Below are 21,172 nucleotides of genomic sequence, written 5' to 3'. Positions count from 1 at the left end.
AATTTATAATTTTTTAGTATAAAACAACTAAGAACCACAATAAATAAATTAAATAAATAAATTAAATAAATAAATTAAATAAATAAATTAAATACTCTGAATTTAAATTTTCTATTTTAAATTAATTATTTTTTCAATAGTTATTGTGTTTTATAGTAAAGATTATATAGACATAATATCATGCAAAACAATTTTCGATATAAATATAAAGTATTTTATTATTTATTTAATTTATTATAATTTCTTCCATATTGGATACGCAATTAATAGCAAAATTTTCAAGGCTTGTTTAGGTGAATTTGTTCAATAAGCGTGTGTGATTTTAGAATTAATAAGTTTTAATAATTTTATGAAAATTTATAACATACCTTCTATTTTTTTTGAATACCAAATTTGATTTGATTAACAAATTTATACTTTGTCTTATAAAATGCTTTGTTTTGTTTGTTTCATTATGTATGACTTCCAAGGATTTAATTGTAGTTTTATAGCTTTCTAAAGAATTTAAAATAAAAGAAAATGCATCAAATAATTCTTTTTTTAATTCTAAACTAAATTTAGTTGTATTTTTTACCTAAAGAAGATAGAGAAAAATATGTACAAAAATTAGAAAAATAACCTGACAACTAATATGGAGTACAGTCTTTCAAACGCTTGTTTTGAGAAGACACATCTGAAAAAGATGCCACAGGCTATAAGATTGATTTTTAGCTATTTTAAAACATATTTCTAAAACTTTAGAGCATTATCGACAAAATTGCTTTACTATATTTAGAATAATAATTTGTTAATTTTAATTTGTAATATTATTTAGTATTTAGCAATATTGTAATTTTATTTTCTTTTCTGCATTTTTCATATCTTGATGCAAGTTACTAAAAATAAATGCAATGAAAATTATTTCAATAATGTCAAGTTGCCAATATCGGTGTCAATAAAAATCAAATAAAAACAAGATAGAATAATAGAAATATGAGTACTAATACTTTCTTTACTAGTACTCAGTACTCATATTTCTATTATTCTTTTTTTACTATTCTTTAATAAGATGCTTTTTTTATTGTTATAATTGAAGATTATAATCTTGCAATAATAATTTTATCTTTGATATTTGTTCTTGTGAAGATCATCAACGGGTCCTAATAAATAGATCAAAATATATTTATATATTTGACATTCTAACAGGAGAATGTTGTTTTAACATACTCATTAATTAAGTATAAATAAATAGAAAAAATAATAATATAGCAAAAGTTTTCTATACTATAAAAGTAAAAAAATTAAAATGAACACAAAAATAAATAGTTTTCCAATTTTGGCATTTTTATTTTTATCCATTAAAATCTGTATTTTTTATTTTAATAGAAATAAAAAGAAATATTTTAGCAGCGTTACAGATAACAGAGGAAGAAAACTGAGCTGTTCTCTTAGAACTTTGAATTTTTTATTTGAATAAAGCCCAAATTTTTATTTTTAACTAAATCGGGCAATAGCCAAGTTCAGTGATATTGAACTTTTTTCTTTTCTTAATTCATTTTTTATTTTTTTATAGTCACTAACTAAATCTAATATACTCAGATTATTGTTTTTTGATTTTTATAAGAAGGATTTTCCCTAATATTACAAGTATTCTACATAGAATTAAGCAAAAAAATTTATAAATATGAATATTTTTTAATTTTAAAAAATTTATTAATTTCTTTACTTATCAGATATTCTCCAAATGATTAAATAAATAAAAAAGTATAAAATATAAATTTTTATTTATATTTTATTGCAATTAAAACAAAATGATATATAATCTTAATTAGTAATTAATATTTATAATATAAGTTCTAAATAAATAGAAAAGGGGAATATTTTTCATGCAAAAAAATTTGTTTTTATATACATTGTTAACGATAGGATTGATATCTTGTAGTCTAGATTCTAAATTATTTGGTAATAAAGAACAAAAAAATAAAAATGATATAAAAAATGCCTTAGATAGTATTCAAAAAAATACTCTTAATAAGTTATATGATAATCAAGAAGAAAAAAAAGGTTTAAAAAATTTTGAGGAATTGAAAGATGGGAGTTTAATTTCCCCCACTCCCGCAGAATCCTTAGCGTCCACAAGGCCCACTATAGAGAAGGAGAATATAGGTCCTGTGGTATCTTTAAAAACATCTAACAATAAAGCTAGTATACCACCAACAACAACCATTCCAATTGAGCATAATCAAAAAAAAGAGATAAAACAAGAACAACTTTTCCCTTCTACTAATGAAGAAAAGAGAGCAGATAAAGAAATAGAAAATATAGAAGATGCTATTAGGGGCTCTGGATTTCCCAAGTTAATTGAGGATATTAGGTCACTTAAACGTGAATATACTTCGATAAAAAGTGATTTTTATGATGTAATAGGTAAGATTAACAATAAAATAACATCACTAATGAAAAATCCTCGTGAAAATAGAACTAAAATAAAGAAGCTGAGACAATTGCAAAATAATTTAAATACAAAAAACGAATTTGATGAAATCATGAATCACATTGATATTGCAGAACAAGATATAGGATCTGCAGCTTTATTCTTTAACGAAGCTAAGGAAAGTTTAAAAGAAGGCATTATTAAAAGATTGGAAAATGAAAATAAAACAGCACTACTATTATCTAAACACGCTTTAAATAAAGCAGAAGATGCTTTAAGTAAATTAGAAAATTATTCTTCTAAAAAGAATTTCGCAATGGGAAGAGATAAAATTATAAAAAAACTTATTGAACAGGCAAAAATTGCTTTAAGTAAGTCTTAAAATAGATAATAAAATATATAAATATATTAATATTTAAAATTAGTTAGAGCCAGAGCCTTTTCTTAAAGAAGGCTCTCTTACTTATGTCTTGATAAAATACCAATTATAAGCCTTTACTTTATCTATCAATTTTGACCTTTATTCTTTTGTTTTCTAGCTTTTTATATACTAGGAAGTTTTTTTATATTTTACTTTTAATTTTTAATTTTTAATATATTCAGGGGTATTAAGTTAGTTATAATAGTTATATCTTTTATATTTAGCTTGCATGTCGTTTAATCTTTTTTGAAATTTTTTTTAGATATTAATTGTGGTTCATATTAATTATAGATTATAATTTTTTTTATAATCTATAATTAATACTCTAAGCCTATCTTTTATTATAGATAAGCTTAGAGTATTTCAATTTTAATACACAACCCAAAGGGTTTTTATTGACAATAAATCATTTTTTAGCTTTTTTGCTTCGTTTTCTTTTTCTTCGATCTGTTTTTGAATTTTGGTTACATGAGATTGAAGCGTAGTGCTATTATTTGTTTTTATAGAATTTTTATCGTTTTTATAATCTATTAAAAGCTGGCTTAACGTTTTTGAGACGATTATCTTTATAGATAAGAGTTCTTCAAACCAATTTTTAAGCTTATTTAAATCTGAAATGTCTAATTTTTCTAGAGAATCTTTTTCAGGATATATACGATCAATTACTTCGTCAAAAATACTTACAAAAAGAGTAATAAGATTAAAGAATTTTGCCCCTTGTTCTAGCGATATCATCAGCATCATTTTTGAAAATTCTTTTAATTCATCAGGATGAATGGTATTTAAGATCTCGTAGGTCCTTCTTCTAAATTTAATAGATCTTTCAGTATTGTCAGATGTTAGTTCATTTGCTGGTGGTCCCCACTCCATTGCCTTAAAGATTGACATTCCATATTGATCTTTAGGTTCTTTTTTCATTTTTTCCATATATCTTTCTCTATCTTTGTAAGCTGTTTCTATTAAATTTTTTAAATTATCAAGCAGTGTGTTTTGGGTTTCTTTTATTGGGGTCTTCTTCTGGATTTTAACTTACTTCTTGATTAGGGGTTTCTTCTATTTTAGAGTTTAGGCTTTTATTATTAGATTGATGCTTAACGTATTTTTGATTGGTGTTAAAATCTGGATTGCAAGCAATTAAAAACAGAAAAACAAATATACTTGCAATTATATTATATTTCATAAATATTCTCCTCGTATTAGATCAAAAATTAAATATTCAATATTCAATATAATTCAATATCTAATATTTAATTATCATAATAATATTTTCATTGCTAAAAATTTTATAGTATTTTAAACTTTTCCAGGAACATATTAAATTCATTTCTATTGATTTTTATAAAATTAAGTTTTTACATAATAATAAAGCTTTAAGATTTAGAGATGAATTTATATCTCTATCATATAAATATTACAACTACCACAAGTGTTCACCTAGTATCACTTAATTTTAGAGTTGTATTTTTAATACCACAATTGTTGCATAGCTTGTTTAATGAAAAGTGCCTATCTAATTTATGCAAAAAGGATCCATGCCATTCTGGTTTATGATAATTGTCTTACAAAATAAGACCATACTAAATCATTAATACTTAGGTTAAATGCTATGAAACTATTTATCTACTAAATCAAACCGATTAATCCAAACAAAAAAATTAATATTCTGCGCTTAATATTTTTAAAAAGAGAAGTTAATTCTTCTCTTTTTTTTCATATAAGCTAACCAAGCCCAAACCAAAACCATGAAGTAGAAATTAAATTTTTAATGTCAAATAAGTTTTGATATCATTTGAAAATAATATCAAATTATTATATTATTTTTTATATTAAAATTAATAAATACTAATTATAATATAAAAAGGAGAATATTTTGAAAAAAAATAAATTAAATATCATTAAGCTTAACATTATTGCAGCAATATTAACATCAATTTGTATATCATGTGCACCTCTTAACAAGGTTAATCCAAACAAGCTAAAGAGCCATACCAATCCTAGAAAGCTAAAAAAAACAAAAAGCCGTACCAATTCAAAAAATCTAGCAGAAAATAATCAAAATCTTGAAAATGAATCTCAAAATTCAAAATTTTCAAATCAAAATTCTCAAGAAGAAATCTTACTCCTAAAATTAGCAAAAATTGATAAAGATCTGAAAGATCAAAAAAAACAGGAAGATATACAAATAGCTAATATTACAGAATATGATTTTCTAGAAACTTTTAAACTTCAAAGAGATGAAACTTTTATGTACAATACAAAAATGATATTAAAAAGAATAATTTACCCATCCTTAAATTACGAAAAAGAAAAAATATTGCTATTAAAAGAAATTTTTGAAAAACTTGATAACGATTATCAAAACCGAAAAATAGCTCGTACGCTTCTTGAAACATCTAGGGATATTCAACTTTATATAGAAAAAATACATTCAATAAAAATAGAAGATTTAAGCAAAAAAAAATCCGAAGAGCTGCTACAAGATATGGAACGTAGTTTAAAGGGAAAACAAAATTTCGCAAAAACCTTAAACGCAACCATTGAAGCTTATAGCAAAGATTCCAACAATCTTAAAACCAATCTAAAAAATCTAGCAACTCACATAAGAAATAAATACTACCATATTACTCTTTATATACCAAATAAATTCTACGGTTACAAGTACGGCAAATAAATTTAAAATTATTGTCTCTACTCTGTATTTGCTTTATAATAAGATAATATTTGAATAATGAATAACTAAAGAACATAAGGGAATATTAATGATAAAGATAAAAAGAAGTACTACAGGCGAAACCAAAAAGAACAAGAGTAACCCTGAAATACTTGCTGAATGCATCATTGATACCTACGGTAGTTGTTATGATTATAATAGATATTGGATGTTTTAGTACAGAGCCTTTTTAAAAAGCATAAAAAAGCTCTTGATGAACTAGAAAAAATAAACTTAGAAAAAGAGTATTCTAAGCTTAGTAAAATGCTAAAGAGTGCCTGATTGTTTCTAGTTATAAAGACAACACTTTAGAAAACGCAATAAAGAAGTATATGAAAGCTATAGAGCAAACTAGCAAAGCTTGAAAATAAAATAGAAAGGTAGTAAAAGATTGTACAGGGGCTAAAAGTGTTGCCGAAGAATAGAAAAAGAAAAAAAGCGTAGACCATTTAAAAACAGCTGGGGATATTATTCCTGTTATTAAAGAAACTATTGAAACAGCCTGCCTGTCTTATGCTGATACTTTTGTTACTGGTAACACCAGCTTATCTTGTAACGAATTTAAGCAAGCTATTAACGAGTTTAATGCTGCTGATATAATTGTGGGTCCTATTTCTGGGATGACATATGGTGAACTACTAAGAACTCAAATAAACGTTGGCTATAATAACTAAAATGGAAATAAAGAACTCAATAACAAATAATGGCAAAACAAACTTAAACCAAGTAGCATAACTTAATTTAGATATCCCTAATACAGCCATTATAACTCCGCTTGTAGGTGTTATTAAATTAATAAGTCCAGATGAAGTCTGCATAGCAATAACAACCGAAGACCTTGGCATTGACAAAAAATCGACAAGTGGCGCCATTATTGGCATAGTTAGACTAGCATGCCCTGATGAAGATGGAACAACAAATCCTATAAATATTTGAATAATTTCATTTAAAATGATAAAAAAAGGCCTGGGAAGATTATATAAAAAATTAGTAGCAGCGTTTAATATAGTAGCTGTAATCAAACCATCATCGCACACTATCATAACACCCCTAGCAAGCCCAATAATAAGAGCTGCTGTCATTACACTTTCAGAGCCTTTTACAAAAGCATCCCACATTTCAGATTCATCTAACCTACAAATAAAAGCGGCTATAATGGCAACTCCAAGATATAACATTGTCATTTCTTGCATCCACCAACCAAGCTTAACAATACTAAATACCAAAATCAATATCATAAGTCCAAATAAAAGTAAAACTAGTTTATGAGCAAAAGTAAAGTTAATAACATTCTGGGTATTGTTTCTAACAGAAAGCTCATTTTTTTCAACAAAATGTTGATAATGTTCATTTTTTTGAGAATAAACAAGTGATTTTGAAGGATCCTTTTTAATTTTAGATGCATAAACAGAAACATAAATTATAGCAATTAATACTGACACAAAATAAAGAACAATTCTAAAATAAAACCCATCCTGCAAACTAATAGAAGCTATTTCGGATGCAATTCCTGTAGCAAATGGATTTACAGTAGAAGCCATAGTACCCACCCCAGCTCCCAAAGCAATAATAGACGCTCCAACAAGACTATCATAACCCAAAGCCACTATCAGGGGAATAATAACAAAATAAAAAGGAAGGGCCTCTTCGCTCATTCCTGTTACAGTTCCACCAATTGAAAAAATAAACATTAACAAAGGAATAAGCAACTTATCCTTATGTCCCAACTTCTTAATTAAACAATAAATTCCTGCATTTATTGCTCCTGTTTTCATAATAATCCCATAAGCACCTCCAACAATTAAAACAAAAATAACAACTTCGGCCGCATGTTCCATGCCTTTTGACATTGCGGTTAAAATAGTCATAATAGGGTGTAAAAAACCTCTGGGACCTCGATCTATAGATTGATAAGTTCCGGCAACGATTATTTCCCTTTTAGAGCCATCACTTATTTGCCTAAATTCTTTATCAAACTTACCAGCAGGAATTATATATGTTAAAATAGTAACAAATACAATTAAAGAAAATATCATTGTAAAACTACTTGGCATTTTGATCATAACGTTTATTCCTTCTAAATAATTTCATATAAATAAATTACCATTATCCCAAAGTCGATACCATAATAGCCTTAATAGTATGCACCCTATTTTCAGCAACATCAAAAACAACTGAATTTTTACTTTCAAAAATTTCTTCTGTAACCTCAATTCCATTAAGTCCATATTTATCAAAAATATCTTTACCAACCACAGTATTTAAGTCATGAAAAGCGGGTAAACAATGCATAAATATTGCATCATCTTTTGCTATGCTCATCAATTCTTTATTGACCTGATAAAACTTTAAAAGATTTATTCTATCTTCCCAATTACTCTCACCCATAGATACCCAAACATCCGTATAAACAACATCAGCGCATCTAACAGCCTCTTCTTTAGAATCTGTAATTGTAATTTTACCCCCACTCTTTAAGGCCAAAGACTTGGCCTTAAGCGTCAAATTGGGATCTGGAAAAAGCTCTTTGGGGGCAAAAATTCTGAAATCAAGACCCATAATGGCGCAGCCTTTCAATAAAGAGTTGGCAACATTTCCCCTGCCATCGCCACAAAAAACTATTTTAATTCCTTTTAAACTTCCCTTGTGCTCTTTTATTGTCATTAAATCGGCTAATATTTGAGTTGGGTGAGAAACATCTGTCAATCCATTGTAAACAGGAACATTAGAATAATTAGCCAAGCATTCAACACTTTGTTGAGAAAATCCTCTAAATCCAATGGCATCATACATGCGCCCCAAAACTCTAGCAGTATCTTTAATAGACTCTTTTATGCCTATTTGACTGCCTTTAGGTCCTAAATACGTAATATTTGCTCCTTGGTCATACGCTGCAATCTCAAAAGCACACCGAGTTCTTGTTGAATCTTTCTCGAAGATTATAACTATATTTTTACCTTTAAGCTTCTGCACCTCAATTCCTGCATATTTTGATTTTTTTAAATCGATCGATAAATCAAGTAGATATTCAATATCTTTGCTTGTAAAATCTAAAAGATTTAAAAAGCTCCTATTTCTTAAATTATACATAATAACCTCTAACCTTTACAATTAATTAATTTTTAAATCTTATTTAACTAATTTAGCCCAAATATTAAATATCTTCTCTTATTAAAGGCATAGACATACATCTTGGACCACCACGCCCCCTTGAAAGCTCGCTAGACGGAATTCTATGAACCTTAATACCATTTTCTTCAAACAACTTATTAGTCAGGTGATTTCTAGAATACGCAATTACTTCGCCTGGAGCTATAGCTAAAACATTAGCACCGTCACTCCATTGTTCTCTTGCAGCATGTATTAAATCTCCACCTGCACATTTTATTATGTCAATCCTTCTACCAAGATAGAAGCTCAAAACATCTTTAAGTCTAGCCCTTTCCTTTTTAATATGAATTTTACTGGAACTTGAATTATAAGTTAAAACATAAATCGAGAAATGCATATCATCACTCGTAAAACTTGTAAAAACGCTATAATCAATTTGAGTAAAAACTGTATCTAAATGCATATAAGCCCTATTCTTTGGAATTTTAAAAGCCAAAATTGTGTTAAATGAGGTCTTATTTTCAAAAAGACTAGTAGCTAATTTTTCTACAGACTCTGCTGATGTTCTTTCAGAAATCCCAATAACCAAAAGATCTTTATTTAAAACAAACTCATCTCCACCTTCTAAAGAAGTCTTTTCCCATCTGTTAAACCAAATTGGAACATTTTTTTTATAAACGGGATGGTATTTGAAAATATATTCCGCAAATATTGTCTCTCTATGTCTAACTTTAGTAAACATTTTATTTATTGTAATTCCATTGCCAATACTAGCAAAAGGATCCCTAGTAAATAAAACATTAGGCATAGGATCAATAATAAAAAGACTTGCTCCATTAACCATATCATCAAGAGAAGATACATAATTTTTAAGCTCCTCTCTTGCAACACCCGAAATCATTTTAGAGACCATAATATCGATAGTCAAACTAGAAAAATAATCTTTTAAAAAATCAATTGTACAATCTGTTTTTACTTCTGCCTCCAGAATAAATTGAGATATAAATTTATTTTTGAGCGATACAGAAGAAGCAAGAACCTCACTAACAAGATCCTCAACATACTCAATTTCAACTGAATTATTTTTCAAAATACCTACAAAGACTTCGTGCTCTTGTCTTGCAACTTCAAGATAAGGAATATCATCGAATAAAAAATTTTTCATAACAAAAGGCGTTAAATTTTCCAATTCTTCTCCTGGTCTATGAAGCAAAACTTTTTTCAAACGGCCTATCTCAGAAAATATATTTATTGGGTTTAAACATCCTTTCATAGATTTTCCCTTTATAAAATTGCCATATATTGAAATATTATACTTTATATTCAAAAATATCAATTATATATTAGGTAGAAAACTTACTAAAAACAAAAAAGCTCTAAAATAAAGCTTTAAATCAAAAACATTGATAAGAATTATGCTAAAATACTACCATGAAGAAAATCAATGGATTAATATTAATATTAGCTATACACATCTTCACATTCTCTTGTGCTTTAATTGCGAATAACAAACCAAAAAATCTAAGCACATCAGAAATCATATTAACACAAAACACACCACTAGAAAGCTCTTTAATAAAGAATCCTTCTAGTACAGAATATCGAATACCAATATCTAGCATCCAAGAAATTTTGAACAATAACAATAGTTCTTTTTTAATAAAACAAACAGCAGCAAAAATAAAAATAAGCCCACAAAAACTAGAAGAAATCAAAAACTATTTAAATGCTTACAAAAATTATTTAAACAATGAAACAGAATGGATAAAATTTATAAATCAAAGCAGCGTCAATGGCAATCTAACAATTAAAATTGATACTGCTTTTGAAAAAAAAACAAATTTTAATCACACAAATTCAGATAATGAAAAATTGATAGCATTAATAGAATTACAAATGCATCTAGAAAAAGAAATTTTAAACCTAATTGAACAAACATTCCATGATAAAAATTTGGGATACATACAATTAAGCCATATCAATTCATTTTTCCCTCAAAAAAATATAAATTCAATAACAAAAGAAATAATAGATGGGGAAGAATATGTTGCACCGCATACAATAGCAAATCAATTATTAAAAATAAAAGATAAAAAATATTTTGAACAATTTATGTATTTTTTAAAAGTTGAAAACAACATAATAAAAACAATACTTGAAAAACAAAGAATTGCAGATCTTCACAATGAATTGTATTATTCAAAACAACCACCAAGAAGAAGGAAAAGATCAACTATTGATAATTCCGATAATAAAAATCAATATGATCTAATACCCAAAATAATAGACCCAAATACAGGCATTGAAATAACCCCTAAAAAATTAAGATCTCTTTTATCAAATGGCGATATAATATTAATAAAACCAAAAATAGATTGGACAGAGTTTTTTTATTTTTGGCAACATGTAGGAATATTTGATGAAGAAAAATACGAAGCTACTAAAAAAATTGCATTTGATGGAAATGATAATTTTGATATAAAGTCAATAATTACAAGCAATCAAATCAAATTTGATACAGCATCTACTCAAGGATCAGGATATGAAAAACTTTCAACATACGTACAATCAAGAATATTAAAAATATTCTCACCAATAACAGACACAAGAACAATTCAAAAAGCTATTAATTTTGGAAGAAGCAGATACATTGACAATAACTTTGGATATATGATTCCATTAATATCCTCTAATTTATGGACAGATTCATTTAATCTTGAAGAAATTCATAACAAAACCTATTGTTCTTTAGTAGTTGATAGAATATATAAAATAGCAGGACTTAATGTATCAAGAAATTACGAAATTTCAGGAATAATTACTCCTGGAGAAATAAATGCAGCCGCTTACAATTTTTACATGTCTTATACGATTACAGGAATACTCCCAAGCGTGCTTCCAAAAAGACTCATTAAACCAAGCTTAAAAGAAAAATTCATTGGTTATAACAAAGAAATAGTAGATACAATGGAATTTAAAAAATCGAAAGAAAAAATCTTTGGAAGAGCTTGCAATATAATAAACCTCTGGTGTTTAGGAAGTTAATACTACTATCCATATGAAAAAATATTATGCATGCATTTTGATCAATAGTAATGAAAAAATTATTTTCAAATCATGGGAAGAATGCAAAAATACCATTAAGGGGAAAAATAATAAAATAAAAAGTTTTAAAACAATAGAACAAGCTCAAAATTGGTTATTCTATAATGGGAATGAGGATAAAATTCATCATCACCCAATTGGTATATATTTTGATTCTGGAACAGGAAGAGGAAAGGGTGTAGAAATTAGGGTTGTAAACGAAAAAAAGATTTCAATATTGGATAAAATCCTAGATAAATCCTTGATTAATGAATATGGCAATCATTATGTCAAAGATTTTCAAGGGATTAGTAATAATTTTGGAGAACTGCTTGCCTTATATGCAGCACTCAAAATAGCATTAAAAGAAAATGTAACAAATATATTTGGCGATAGTAAATTAATAATTGACTATTGGTCAAAAGGAATCTATAATGGCAAAAAATTAAAACAAATTACTATTGATTTAATCAAAAAAACAGTTAAACTAAGGAAAAAATTTGAAGAACAAGGTGGAAAAATTTCTCTTATTTCAGGAAATGAAAATATTGCAGATCTTGGTTTTCACAAAGCTAAGTAAAAATAGTACCAAAAAATACATAAAAACAATATTCCTGATTTCAATGGCTTATTTTTATTGTTGCACTACAATAAAAATAAGCCCAGATGATTATGAAACTAATTTTAAAGTTTTAGATTCTCCCTTTAAATACATTGACATAGATATAATCAAAGGAACAAATGAATATATTTATATTCAAATTACAAACAATAGCTTAGACCCAGTAAAAATAAATTGGCAAAACACTAGCCTTAACAATAATAAAATTGTCTTAAAAAAAGAAGATCTTACAATAAACAATGAAACAAGGTATAAAAATAAATATAGTGAATTTTTTATTGGCCCCAAAACTTCATTTAAATTTGAAGCATATCCACTAAAAACTTTCTCTAAAGACAAAAATAACAATATCTTAAACTTAGCTATTAAATATCCATCTATTTTTAAACTCAACATAACAAAAATAGGTATTGACACAAAAAAAACAATAAATATTTTAATAACAAGAACTATAAAAACCAATGTTACCAATATATAAAAACCGTTATTATTTTTTTGCTTTTCTATTAATGATAAGATCGTAGTTTGTGTCTTTATTGTTTTCAAATGATGCTTTTACAGGAGCAAAAAAATTCCAAGAAATATAAATTGTAAAATTATTTCTCCAAATGGGAGAATAAATCCCATCAGATCCTTTTATCAAATCTGGCTCTAAATGATATTCGCCAACAAATTTCCAATCATAAAAATTGAATTTAAAGCCCGATGAAAATTTTTTAATTTTAAAAAGTGAATTTTTTCTGTCTTGAAGATTAAAGAAATTAAAAGATTTCAACAAATCAGTAAAGATATTAACGGTTTCAAGACCAATTTGATCCATATATACTTTGAAGTATCTAAAAATCTTAGTATTGACAGAAAAAGTAGAAAAGTAAATTTCTAAAAATTCTGTATATTTAAATTTAAAAGTTAATGCAGACCAAAGTTCATTATCAGTAAATTTCTGCAAATTTATTTTCCAGCCAGCATCTATCCCCAAAGTAAAAGAAAGTTTCTTATCAAACAAATTTAAAACGCTAAACTCCTTCTTATAACTAGAATCTAAAGAATACGGAACAAGTTTAGTCGTAATACCAATCTTAGAAAAATCCCCTTTTAAAGAATCATAATTATATTCAAAATCATCTTTCATAGCAAACAAAACCTGAAAATCAAAAACATTAAGTTTAAACGAAAGTTCAGAAATTCTATTTATCAAAGGATCATAAGCAGCTAAAAAAACAAATTTAAAATAGTTTAAATATTTCGGCTCAATTTTATAATACAAAGCAGGAGACATTTCTAAATTTTTATAAGGTGATGATGGCTTTTGAGGCTCCAAAGGATTCAATAAAGATTGCTTAACAGAAATTTCGGAGTTTTTAATGGGGTCTTCTTTAAATTTTTTATAATATTTAATTCCAATTCCAGCTTCTTGTAACAAATAAGGAAAATCTAAAGAAAATTTAAGCTCAGAAGAAACCTTAATATCTTCAAAACTATTTTTTAATTCACCTGAAAGATCAGCATTAAAATAATTATAATCATAAACAAAAGAAGCTGTTAAGCTTTGATAAAAAGTTTCCGGATCAGATAAAAAAATACTACCATTCTTATTAACTAAAGATTTTGCATCAGTATCATATTTCTTATTAAATGAATACAAAGTAGACTTATTTTCAAACTTTAAAATACTTCTAGAAAATAAAGGATACCTAATAAACGGAAGCAAGTTTAAATTTATTTGATTAATAATAGAGTGTTCACTTTTTTTATCTTTATCTTCAACTTCAAAGTTTTTATTTAAAGGATTGTACTCAACAGTATTAAGATATAATGAATTTTCAAAAGTAATTAAACGATTATAAAAATCTGCATGAATTTTTATATCCGTTTTATTTTTTATATCAAATAAATAATTTTTTATCTCATAATTAAAGTCCTTTGGACTTGTAATACCATAATTATTGAAAAAAACATTATTTCTTAAATAAGGATTAATGCTAAACCTAATAAAAAAAGAATCAAATTGATCAGTATTTTCCAAAGTAATTAGTTCTGGGGGAACATATAAATTTTTATTTAAATCTTTTATTTTTTCGGCCTTTTTGTCTTTTGCACTCTGTTTATTATTATCCTTATCTTTTAGATTTTTAATTTCTGGGCCCATTATCATTTCTTTAGTATCAGCTGAAAATGTCCATTGATTATTGTAAAGGTCTTTTTGAAAATTCAAATCAATATATGGGATATAAATTCTCTCTAAATAAAACCATTTTCTTGTAGGATCATTAATCCCTTTTGGCTTCTCTAAAGGAGATCTAATATAAAGATTATCATAATCTGACAATTTGAAACTTAAGCCCAAATTATTTAATTTGTAATCTAAAATTGAACCATCATCAAATTTCCGACTATAAAAAGAAGATAAATTCCAATCAAAAGTGTTAATTTTAGTTTGCTCTTTAACCAAATCTTTATCTAAATTTAAAAGAGAAAAAAATGAAGCACTCTCTATTCTATCTCTAAAATCAATATTAACATATGGATCAGAATAGTGTTCTAAAACAACTGAAAAAAGTGCATCGCTTAAAAGGAATTCTGTTTTTAATTTAAGTAAATATCTAAAAGGAACTTCAAACCCCAATATATCTCCTTTGTTAAGATTAGAAAAACTAAAAAGGGATTGTTTTAAAGTTCTATTGTCAAAAGGATAATATCCTTCATCGTAACTATAAACATTCCTAGTAAAACCTAATCCAAAATTTACTTCCAAAGTTTTAAAACGCCCAAAAGTATTGCTTAAATCAAAATCAATTCCAGAATAAAATCCTAAATTAGCATAAATATCAAAAATCACCTTAACATAATCTTTATTAAGATTATGTGCTAAATTTTCTGCAAAAAAATAAGTTAAATATCCATTTCTTATATAAGGTTTTTTACCTGAATTATAAACAGAATTAAAATCAAAATCTAAAAAAGAAGAATCTTCACTTGAAGATTTATTGCCAAAAAGATAAATAGTATTAAAAACAGAAAAACCTTTTCGTGGATTTAAACCTAAAGATGGATTAAAAAATAAACTATCTCCCGGCCTGAAAAAAAAAGGAATATAAAATACTGGGACTCTTCCCATATAAAATATAGCATTTAAAAAGCCAAAATCTCCTGAAGGCAATACCCATATTTTAGCAGCTTTGATCGAGTAGTAAGGTTCAGGAATTTTACTAGTTGTTGCAAAAGCTTGCTCCAAAATAGTAACATCATTGTCTATCTTTTTTATAACCTTTCCTCCAAACGAAAGAATATGATCTATTTGATTTTTTTGCATTTTTTTTTGAAGAATACCATCTTTTAATAGAAAATTTTGAGAATCAAAATCAACAAAAAATTCATTACCATAAAAATAAAGCTTTTCATTGCTATCTATATCAAGAATATATTCAACATTTCCAATAGAATAAAGTTTTTTAGAATCCTTATTAAGGACTATCCTATCACCTTTAATATTATGTTTCTTATTCTCTTTAATATCTTCAACCAAGATATTAACTCTTCCTTCGAAAACAATACTTTCGTCCTTAGTAAGCCCATAGGTAAAATTTTCAAGATTGTCTGTAGCTTCAATTATTATTTTATATCTACCAGATCCAACAAGTCCTTTTCCTTTGACAAAAAGCCCAGGATCTATTCCAAACTTTTTTAAAAGCAATTCTCGTATTTTTAAAACATCCGTTTCTTCTAGGCCTTCTTGTAAGGCCCATTTTTTCAAATCTTCATCAGTTGAAAGCTCAAGTTCTCTTAAATAAGATTTTTGACTTAAAGTCAGCTTACTTCTTTTTTTAGAATTTTCGTCATTTACAGTTTGAGCAAAAATTACATTAGAAAATGTAAAAAAAATTAACAATATTACAAAAAATTTTTTAAAAACATTCCTGTATAGGAATTCTCGCATTTTGCAACCTCTTCAGGAATACCAGAAACAACAATATTTCCCCCTGCCAATCCACCATCAGGCCCCAAATCTATTATATAATCTGCCTGTTTAATTACATCCAAATTGTGTTCTATTAGTACAACTGTATTGCCATTAGAAACTAACTGCTGCAAAACCTCTAACAACTTCTTTATGTCATCAAAATGCAATCCAGTTGTAGGTTCATCAATAATATAAAAGGTTTTGCCTGTACTCTTTTTGCTCAACTCAAAAGCTAACTTAATGCGTTGAGCTTCGCCTCCTGACAAAGTTGTTGCAGATTGCCCTAACTTAATATATTCAAGCCCAACTTCAATTAAAAATTTCAAATAATGGCTAATTTTTGGAACATTCTCAAAAAAATTTCTAGCTTCAAATACACTCATCTCTAAAACATCATGTATATTCTTTCCCTTATACCTAACTTCTAAAGTTTCCTCATTAAATTTTTTTCCCTTGCACAAATCACAAGGAACAAAAACATCCGGTAAAAAATGCATCTGAATATTAAGATATCCGTCCCCTTGGCATTTCTCACACCTTCCACCTTTAACATTAAAAGAAAATCTACCAGCTTTAAAACCTCTTGACTTTGCTTCCGGTAGTCTGGCAAAAAGCTCTCTAATTTCTGTAAAAAATCCTACATAAGTTGCTGGGTTTGATCTTGAAGTTCTGCCTATTGGTTTTTGATTTATTTGAATAATTTTATCGATTTTTTCGTATCCAACAATATCTTTAAAACCATCACAATACTTTTCATCAAGCTTTAATCTGCTATCAAGAGCTAGAAAAAGTACTTCGTTAAGCAAAGTACTTTTTCCGCTACCAGAAACACCTGTTATTACAGTAAAAACTCCTAAAGGGATGCTTACATCTATATTTTTAAGATTGTTTTTATTAGCTCCTAAAAGCAAAATTTCTCCCTTATTTGTCTTTCTTCTAGAGTCTGGAACATCTATTTTAAACTTACCGCTTAAATATTGCCCGGTTAAACTATTTTTACTATTTAAAATATCAATTAAAGCTCCCTTTGCAACTATTTTCCCCCCAAGAATTCCAGCACCGGGGCCCATATCAATAATATAGTCTGCGGTACGCAAAGTTTGCTCGTCATGCTCAACAACAATTACTGTATTGCCAAGATTTTTAAGATTAACAAGAGTAGAGATTAATTTTTCATTATCTTTTTGATGAAGCCCGATACTTGGTTCATCAAGAACATAAATAACACCCGAAAGTGCTGACCCTATTTGAGTAGCAAGCCTAATGCGCTGAGCTTCACCTCCAGATAGACTGCCTGATATTCTATTTAAATACAAATAAGAAAGACCAACATCAATTAAAAATTTAAGCCTACTTTTAATTTCCTTTAAAATTTCTTTAGATATTTTTTCATCCACCAAATCAAGCTGTAAATCTTCAAAAAACATATAAGAATCAAATACAGATAAATTACTAAGATCTTGAATGTCTCTCCCATTGATTTTCACAGTTAAAGCTCCAACGCTTAAACGCTTGCCCTTACATGAATTACAGATTTTTTTAGACATCAAATTTTCATAAAAAATTTTAGTACTCTCTGATTCTGTTGTAAGATATCGTCTTTTTAAAAGAGGTAAAAGCCCTTCAAACTTTTTAGAATAATGAAACCCTCCATCTACTGCCTTTGCTTCCATTTCTTTAGACTGGTAAATAAAATCTATTTTTTCATTTGAGCCGTATAAAATTTGTTTAAGAACTTTGTCTGGAATGTCTTTTACAGGAGTATTTAATTCAAAATTAAAATGCTTAGCAAGTCCTTTAAAAATAGCCAAGGACCAAGATGAACTTGTCTTAAACGTAATAAAAGCATCATCATTAAAAGAAAGGCTAGTATCAGGACAAATACTCTCAAAATCAAACTCAAGTGTAACACCAAGGCCAGAACACTCACTACAAGCACCAAATGGGCTATTAAACGAAAAAAGCCTGGGCTCTATAAAAGGAAGCGAAAACCCACATAAAGGACAACTATTATGCTCTGTAAAAAGCTTATCTATTTTTTCCAAATCATTCTCAATTTCCGCTCGCAAATATCCATTAGAAACAAGAAGAGAAGTCTCAATAGATTCTGCAAGCCTAACTCTAGCATTATTGTCAAGTTTAATCCTATCAACTATAATTTCAATGGTATGTTTTTTATTTTTATGCAAATTTAAATTAAGTGCATCTTCTATTAAATAATCTTCAGAATTTATTCTCACTCTATTGAAGCCTTGATTTAATATTTTTTCTAAAACTTTTTTATGAGAACCTTTAGAACCCCTTACAATTGGTGCAAAAAGTATAACCTTAGATCCCTCAGAATAACTTAAAATAGTATTAACTATTTTATCTAAAGATTGCTTTTCTATTAATCTACCATCATTTGGACAGTATGCTTTGCCTATTTTGGCAAATATTAGTCTATAATAATCATAAATCTCAGTAATTGTTCCAACAGTAGAACGAGGATTATTGCTTATTGTTCTTTGCTCAATAGCTATAGAAGGAGAAAGTCCATCTATATAATCAACATTGGGTTTTTTCATTACACCCAAAAACTGTCTTGCATAAGCTGAAACAGACTCCATATACCTTCTTTGCCCTTCTGCAAAAATAGTATCAAAAGCCAGAGAAGATTTACCAGAGCCACTCTTGCCAGATATTACAACTAAACCATCTTTTGGAATATCCACATCAATGTTTTTCAAATTATGTTCTTTTGCTCCCCTGACGATAATTTTTTTTTCCAAATTTTTTACCAAAGATTATACCTCTCTTTTATTTACTACTAGCTGCACTAATTTTGCTACTAAGCTCTTTTATTTTATCTCTTAAAACAATTGCATCTTCAAATCTTTCATCATTAACAGCTTCTTCTAGCTCAAACTTAAGCTTATCAATAAGCTTTTTTTTAGACAATCTCTTGCCTGAAATAATTTTTTCAAGGTCATAATTAATATTTTTATTTTTATTATTAAGTTCTTTTTCTAAAAAATTTTGAATCTTCTTAACAATTGTCTTAGGAATAATATTATTCTTCTTATTATAATCAATCTGAATTTGACGCCTTCTATTAGTTTCTTCAATTGCCTCCTGCATAGCTAAACTTATTTTGTCGTAATACATTATTACAAATCCATTAGAATTTCTAGCAGCCCTACCAATTGTTTGTATTAATGAAGTAGTAGATCTTAAAAACCCCACCTTATCAGCATCTAATATTGCAACAAGAGATACTTCTGGAATATCTAAGCCTTCTCTAAGCAAATTAATACCAACAATAACATCAATTTCAGATTTTCTAAGCAATGAAATAACTTCCACTCTTTCAAGAGCGTCAAGTTCTGAATGTAAATATCTTGCCTTTACGCCAAGATTTATTAAATATTCAGTTAAATCTTCAGACATTTTTTTTGTCAAAGTAGTAACTAAAACCCGCTCTTTAAGAGCTACTCTTTTTTTAATCTCGCTATAAAGATCTTCCATTTGACCATCAGAATGCCTAGTAATAATTTCAGGATCAACAAGCCCTGTAGGTCGAATTATTTGATCAATAACCACACTGCTCTTTGAAATCTCTTCAAAGCCTGGAGTTGCAGATATAAATACAACCTGATTAATCAATGTATCAAATTCATCATATCTAAGAGGTCTATTTTCAAGTGCTGAAGGAAGCCTGAATCCGAAGTTAACAAGATTTAACTTTCTAGAATAATCTCCATTATACATTCCCCTAAATTGCGGCAATGTAACATGAGATTCGTCTACAAATAATAAGTAATCTTTTGGGAAAAAGTCAAAAAGACAATAAGGCCTTCCCATTGTACTTCCACTTAAATACTTAGAATAATTTTCAATACCCGAACAAAATCCTGTTTCTCTAAGCATTTCCAAATCATATTCTACCCTCTGCCTAAGCCTCTTAGCTTCTACAAGCTTACCATTATCTTTAAAATATTGACATTGAAGATCCAAATCATAAGATATTTTAGGTATTGCTTCTAATACTTTTTGATAAGGAATCACAAAATAAGATTTAGCAAAAAGAATAAAACTATTTGTGATTCCTAAATTTTTTTTAGAAAATGAACTAATCCTGTATATTCCAACAATTTCATCAAAATCTAAACAAATTCGATAAGCAAACTCTCCGTGCTCACTACTAGGCCAAATTTCAACAACATCTCCCTTAATTGAAAATTTATCCCTTTCTAGATTAATCAAAGTTCTCTCATAATAAAGCTCTACAAAAATATCTGATATTTCTTTAATAGAAATTTTTTGGCCTACAAAAAATTCCCGCGCTGATTTTTTAAAAAAATCTGGAGATCCAAGAGCATAAATCGAAGATACAGTTGCAACAACAATAACATCTCGTCTTTTAGCAAGAGACGTTACCGCCCTTATTCGCTTAATTTCTATCTCAGTATTAATAGTAGCTTCTTTTTCAATAAATAAATCTTTTGAAGGCACATAGGATTCTGGCTGATAATAATCATAATAAGAAACAAAATATTCAACAGCATTGTTTGGAAAAAAATCTTTAAATTCTCTATAAAGTTGTGCCGCTAATGTTTTGTTATGACTGACAACTAAAGCAGGCCTATTTAGATCTTTAATTATATTTGCAATTGTAAAAGTCTTTCCACTCCCTGTAACACCCTTTAATGTTTGATACTTATTCCCCAGCAAAATAGAATTTTCAACCTCTTTTATTGCCTTAGGTTGATCACCAGCAGGAAGATATTCAGACTCCAAAAAAAAATCTATCATTAATTTAACGACCAAAATTTAATACACATTCTCATAAATTATCTAATAATAAATTC

General features: G+C 27.5%; 13 protein-coding genes and 1 pseudogene. 5 read left to right on the top strand and 9 right to left on the bottom strand.

Annotated features, from left to right (window positions below):
* Positions 1-1,865: 1,865 nt before the first annotated feature.
* A complete protein-coding gene (locus QIA31_RS04815; RefSeq protein WP_301394444.1) occupies positions 1,866-2,795 on the top strand; it encodes a P12 family lipoprotein in 930 nt (309 codons plus the stop codon).
* Positions 2,796-3,203: 408 nt separating this feature from the next.
* Here QIA31_RS04815 and QIA31_RS04810 read toward each other — a convergent pair whose 3' ends face one another.
* The 3 genes and pseudogenes from QIA31_RS04810 to QIA31_RS04800 all read right to left on the bottom strand — a co-directional run.
* Positions 3,204-3,761, bottom strand: coding sequence for a virulence associated lipoprotein (locus QIA31_RS04810; RefSeq protein WP_363325308.1), 558 nt, complete (start codon positions 3,759-3,761; stop codon positions 3,204-3,206).
* 97 nt (positions 3,762-3,858) lie between these two features.
* A complete protein-coding gene (locus QIA31_RS04805) occupies positions 3,859-4,014 on the bottom strand; it encodes a hypothetical protein (RefSeq protein ID WP_363325307.1) in 156 nt (51 codons plus the stop codon).
* 156 nt (positions 4,015-4,170) lie between these two features.
* Positions 4,171-4,436 (bottom strand): annotated as a pseudogene (locus tag QIA31_RS04800) (zinc ribbon domain-containing protein); the annotation flags it as partial.
* A 268-nt stretch (positions 4,437-4,704) separates the two neighbouring features.
* Here QIA31_RS04800 and QIA31_RS04795 point away from each other — a divergent pair.
* Positions 4,705-5,505, top strand: coding sequence for a complement regulator-acquiring protein (locus tag QIA31_RS04795; RefSeq protein WP_301394443.1), 801 nt, complete (start codon positions 4,705-4,707; stop codon positions 5,503-5,505).
* Between the two features lie 677 nt (positions 5,506-6,182).
* On the opposite strand, the gene QIA31_RS04790 is transcribed toward QIA31_RS04795, so the two are convergent.
* From QIA31_RS04790 to arcA, 3 genes are all read right to left on the bottom strand, one after another.
* Positions 6,183-7,607 carry a YfcC family protein gene (locus QIA31_RS04790; protein ID WP_301394442.1) on the bottom strand — a complete coding sequence of 475 codons (1,425 nt, stop codon included), beginning with the start codon at positions 7,605-7,607 and terminating at the stop codon, positions 6,183-6,185.
* A 43-nt stretch (positions 7,608-7,650) separates the two neighbouring features.
* Positions 7,651-8,634 carry an ornithine carbamoyltransferase gene (argF, locus tag QIA31_RS04785; RefSeq protein WP_151060481.1) on the bottom strand — a complete coding sequence of 328 codons (984 nt, stop codon included), beginning with the start codon at positions 8,632-8,634 and terminating at the stop codon, positions 7,651-7,653.
* Positions 8,635-8,698: 64 nt separating this feature from the next.
* Positions 8,699-9,928, bottom strand: a complete 1,230-nt coding sequence (arcA, locus tag QIA31_RS04780) for an arginine deiminase (RefSeq protein ID WP_301394441.1) — start codon at positions 9,926-9,928, stop codon at positions 8,699-8,701.
* A 158-nt stretch (positions 9,929-10,086) separates the two neighbouring features.
* Here arcA and QIA31_RS04775 point away from each other — a divergent pair, with 158 nt between their 5' ends.
* The 3 genes from QIA31_RS04775 to QIA31_RS04765 are packed head-to-tail and all read left to right on the top strand — an operon-like array spanning position 10,087 to position 12,839.
* A complete protein-coding gene (locus QIA31_RS04775) occupies positions 10,087-11,700 on the top strand; it encodes a hypothetical protein (RefSeq protein ID WP_301394440.1) in 1,614 nt (537 codons plus the stop codon).
* A gap of 13 nt (positions 11,701-11,713) precedes the next feature.
* Entirely contained in the window at positions 11,714-12,319 is a 606-nt protein-coding gene (locus QIA31_RS04770) for a ribonuclease H family protein (RefSeq protein ID WP_301394439.1), read from the top strand.
* On the top strand, positions 12,288-12,839 hold the full coding sequence (locus QIA31_RS04765) for a hypothetical protein (RefSeq protein WP_301394484.1): 552 nt from the start codon (positions 12,288-12,290) through the stop codon (positions 12,837-12,839). The genes QIA31_RS04770 and QIA31_RS04765 overlap by 32 nt, the downstream gene beginning before the upstream one ends.
* A gap of 9 nt (positions 12,840-12,848) precedes the next feature.
* Here QIA31_RS04765 and QIA31_RS04760 read toward each other — a convergent pair whose 3' ends face one another.
* From QIA31_RS04760 to uvrB, 3 genes are read right to left on the bottom strand one after another with little or no spacing between them, the layout of a single operon-like run.
* Entirely contained in the window at positions 12,849-16,298 is a 3,450-nt protein-coding gene (locus tag QIA31_RS04760; protein ID WP_301394438.1) for an LPS-assembly protein LptD, read from the bottom strand.
* A complete protein-coding gene (gene uvrA, locus QIA31_RS04755) occupies positions 16,253-19,105 on the bottom strand; it encodes an excinuclease ABC subunit UvrA (RefSeq protein WP_301394437.1) in 2,853 nt (950 codons plus the stop codon). The genes QIA31_RS04760 and uvrA overlap by 46 nt, the downstream gene beginning before the upstream one ends.
* 16 nt (positions 19,106-19,121) lie before the next feature.
* Complete coding sequence (gene uvrB / locus QIA31_RS04750) at positions 19,122-21,116, bottom strand: excinuclease ABC subunit UvrB (protein ID WP_301394436.1); 1,995 nt, start codon at positions 21,114-21,116, stop codon at positions 19,122-19,124.
* Positions 21,117-21,172 lie beyond the last annotated feature (56 nt).

Origin of the sequence: [Borrelia] turdi (assembly GCF_030439285.2) — a bacterium.
Classification (GTDB): domain Bacteria; phylum Spirochaetota; class Spirochaetia; order Borreliales; family Borreliaceae; genus Borreliella; species Borreliella turdi.
This window is presented reverse-complemented; position numbering and strand designations above follow the sequence as displayed.

Bases quoted from the DNA above. Each gene is read 5' to 3' on its own strand.
- QIA31_RS04815 (WP_301394444.1), top strand. From the start codon at position 1,866: ATGCAAAAAAATTTGTTTTTATATACATTGTTAACGATAGGATTGATA.
- QIA31_RS04810 (WP_363325308.1), bottom strand. From the start codon at position 3,761: ATGGAAAAAATGAAAAAAGAACCTAAAGATCAATATGGAATGTCAATC.
- QIA31_RS04805 (WP_363325307.1), bottom strand. From the start codon at position 4,014: ATGAAATATAATATAATTGCAAGTATATTTGTTTTTCTGTTTTTAATT.
- QIA31_RS04790 (WP_301394442.1), bottom strand. From the start codon at position 7,607: ATGATCAAAATGCCAAGTAGTTTTACAATGATATTTTCTTTAATTGTA.
- argF (WP_151060481.1), bottom strand. From the start codon at position 8,634: ATGTATAATTTAAGAAATAGGAGCTTTTTAAATCTTTTAGATTTTACA.
- arcA (WP_301394441.1), bottom strand. From the start codon at position 9,928: ATGAAAGGATGTTTAAACCCAATAAATATATTTTCTGAGATAGGCCGT.
- QIA31_RS04775 (WP_301394440.1), top strand. From the start codon at position 10,087: ATGAAGAAAATCAATGGATTAATATTAATATTAGCTATACACATCTTC.
- QIA31_RS04770 (WP_301394439.1), top strand. From the start codon at position 11,714: ATGAAAAAATATTATGCATGCATTTTGATCAATAGTAATGAAAAAATT.
- QIA31_RS04760 (WP_301394438.1), bottom strand. From the start codon at position 16,298: ATGCGAGAATTCCTATACAGGAATGTTTTTAAAAAATTTTTTGTAATA.
- uvrB (WP_301394436.1), bottom strand. From the start codon at position 21,116: ATGATAGATTTTTTTTTGGAGTCTGAATATCTTCCTGCTGGTGATCAA.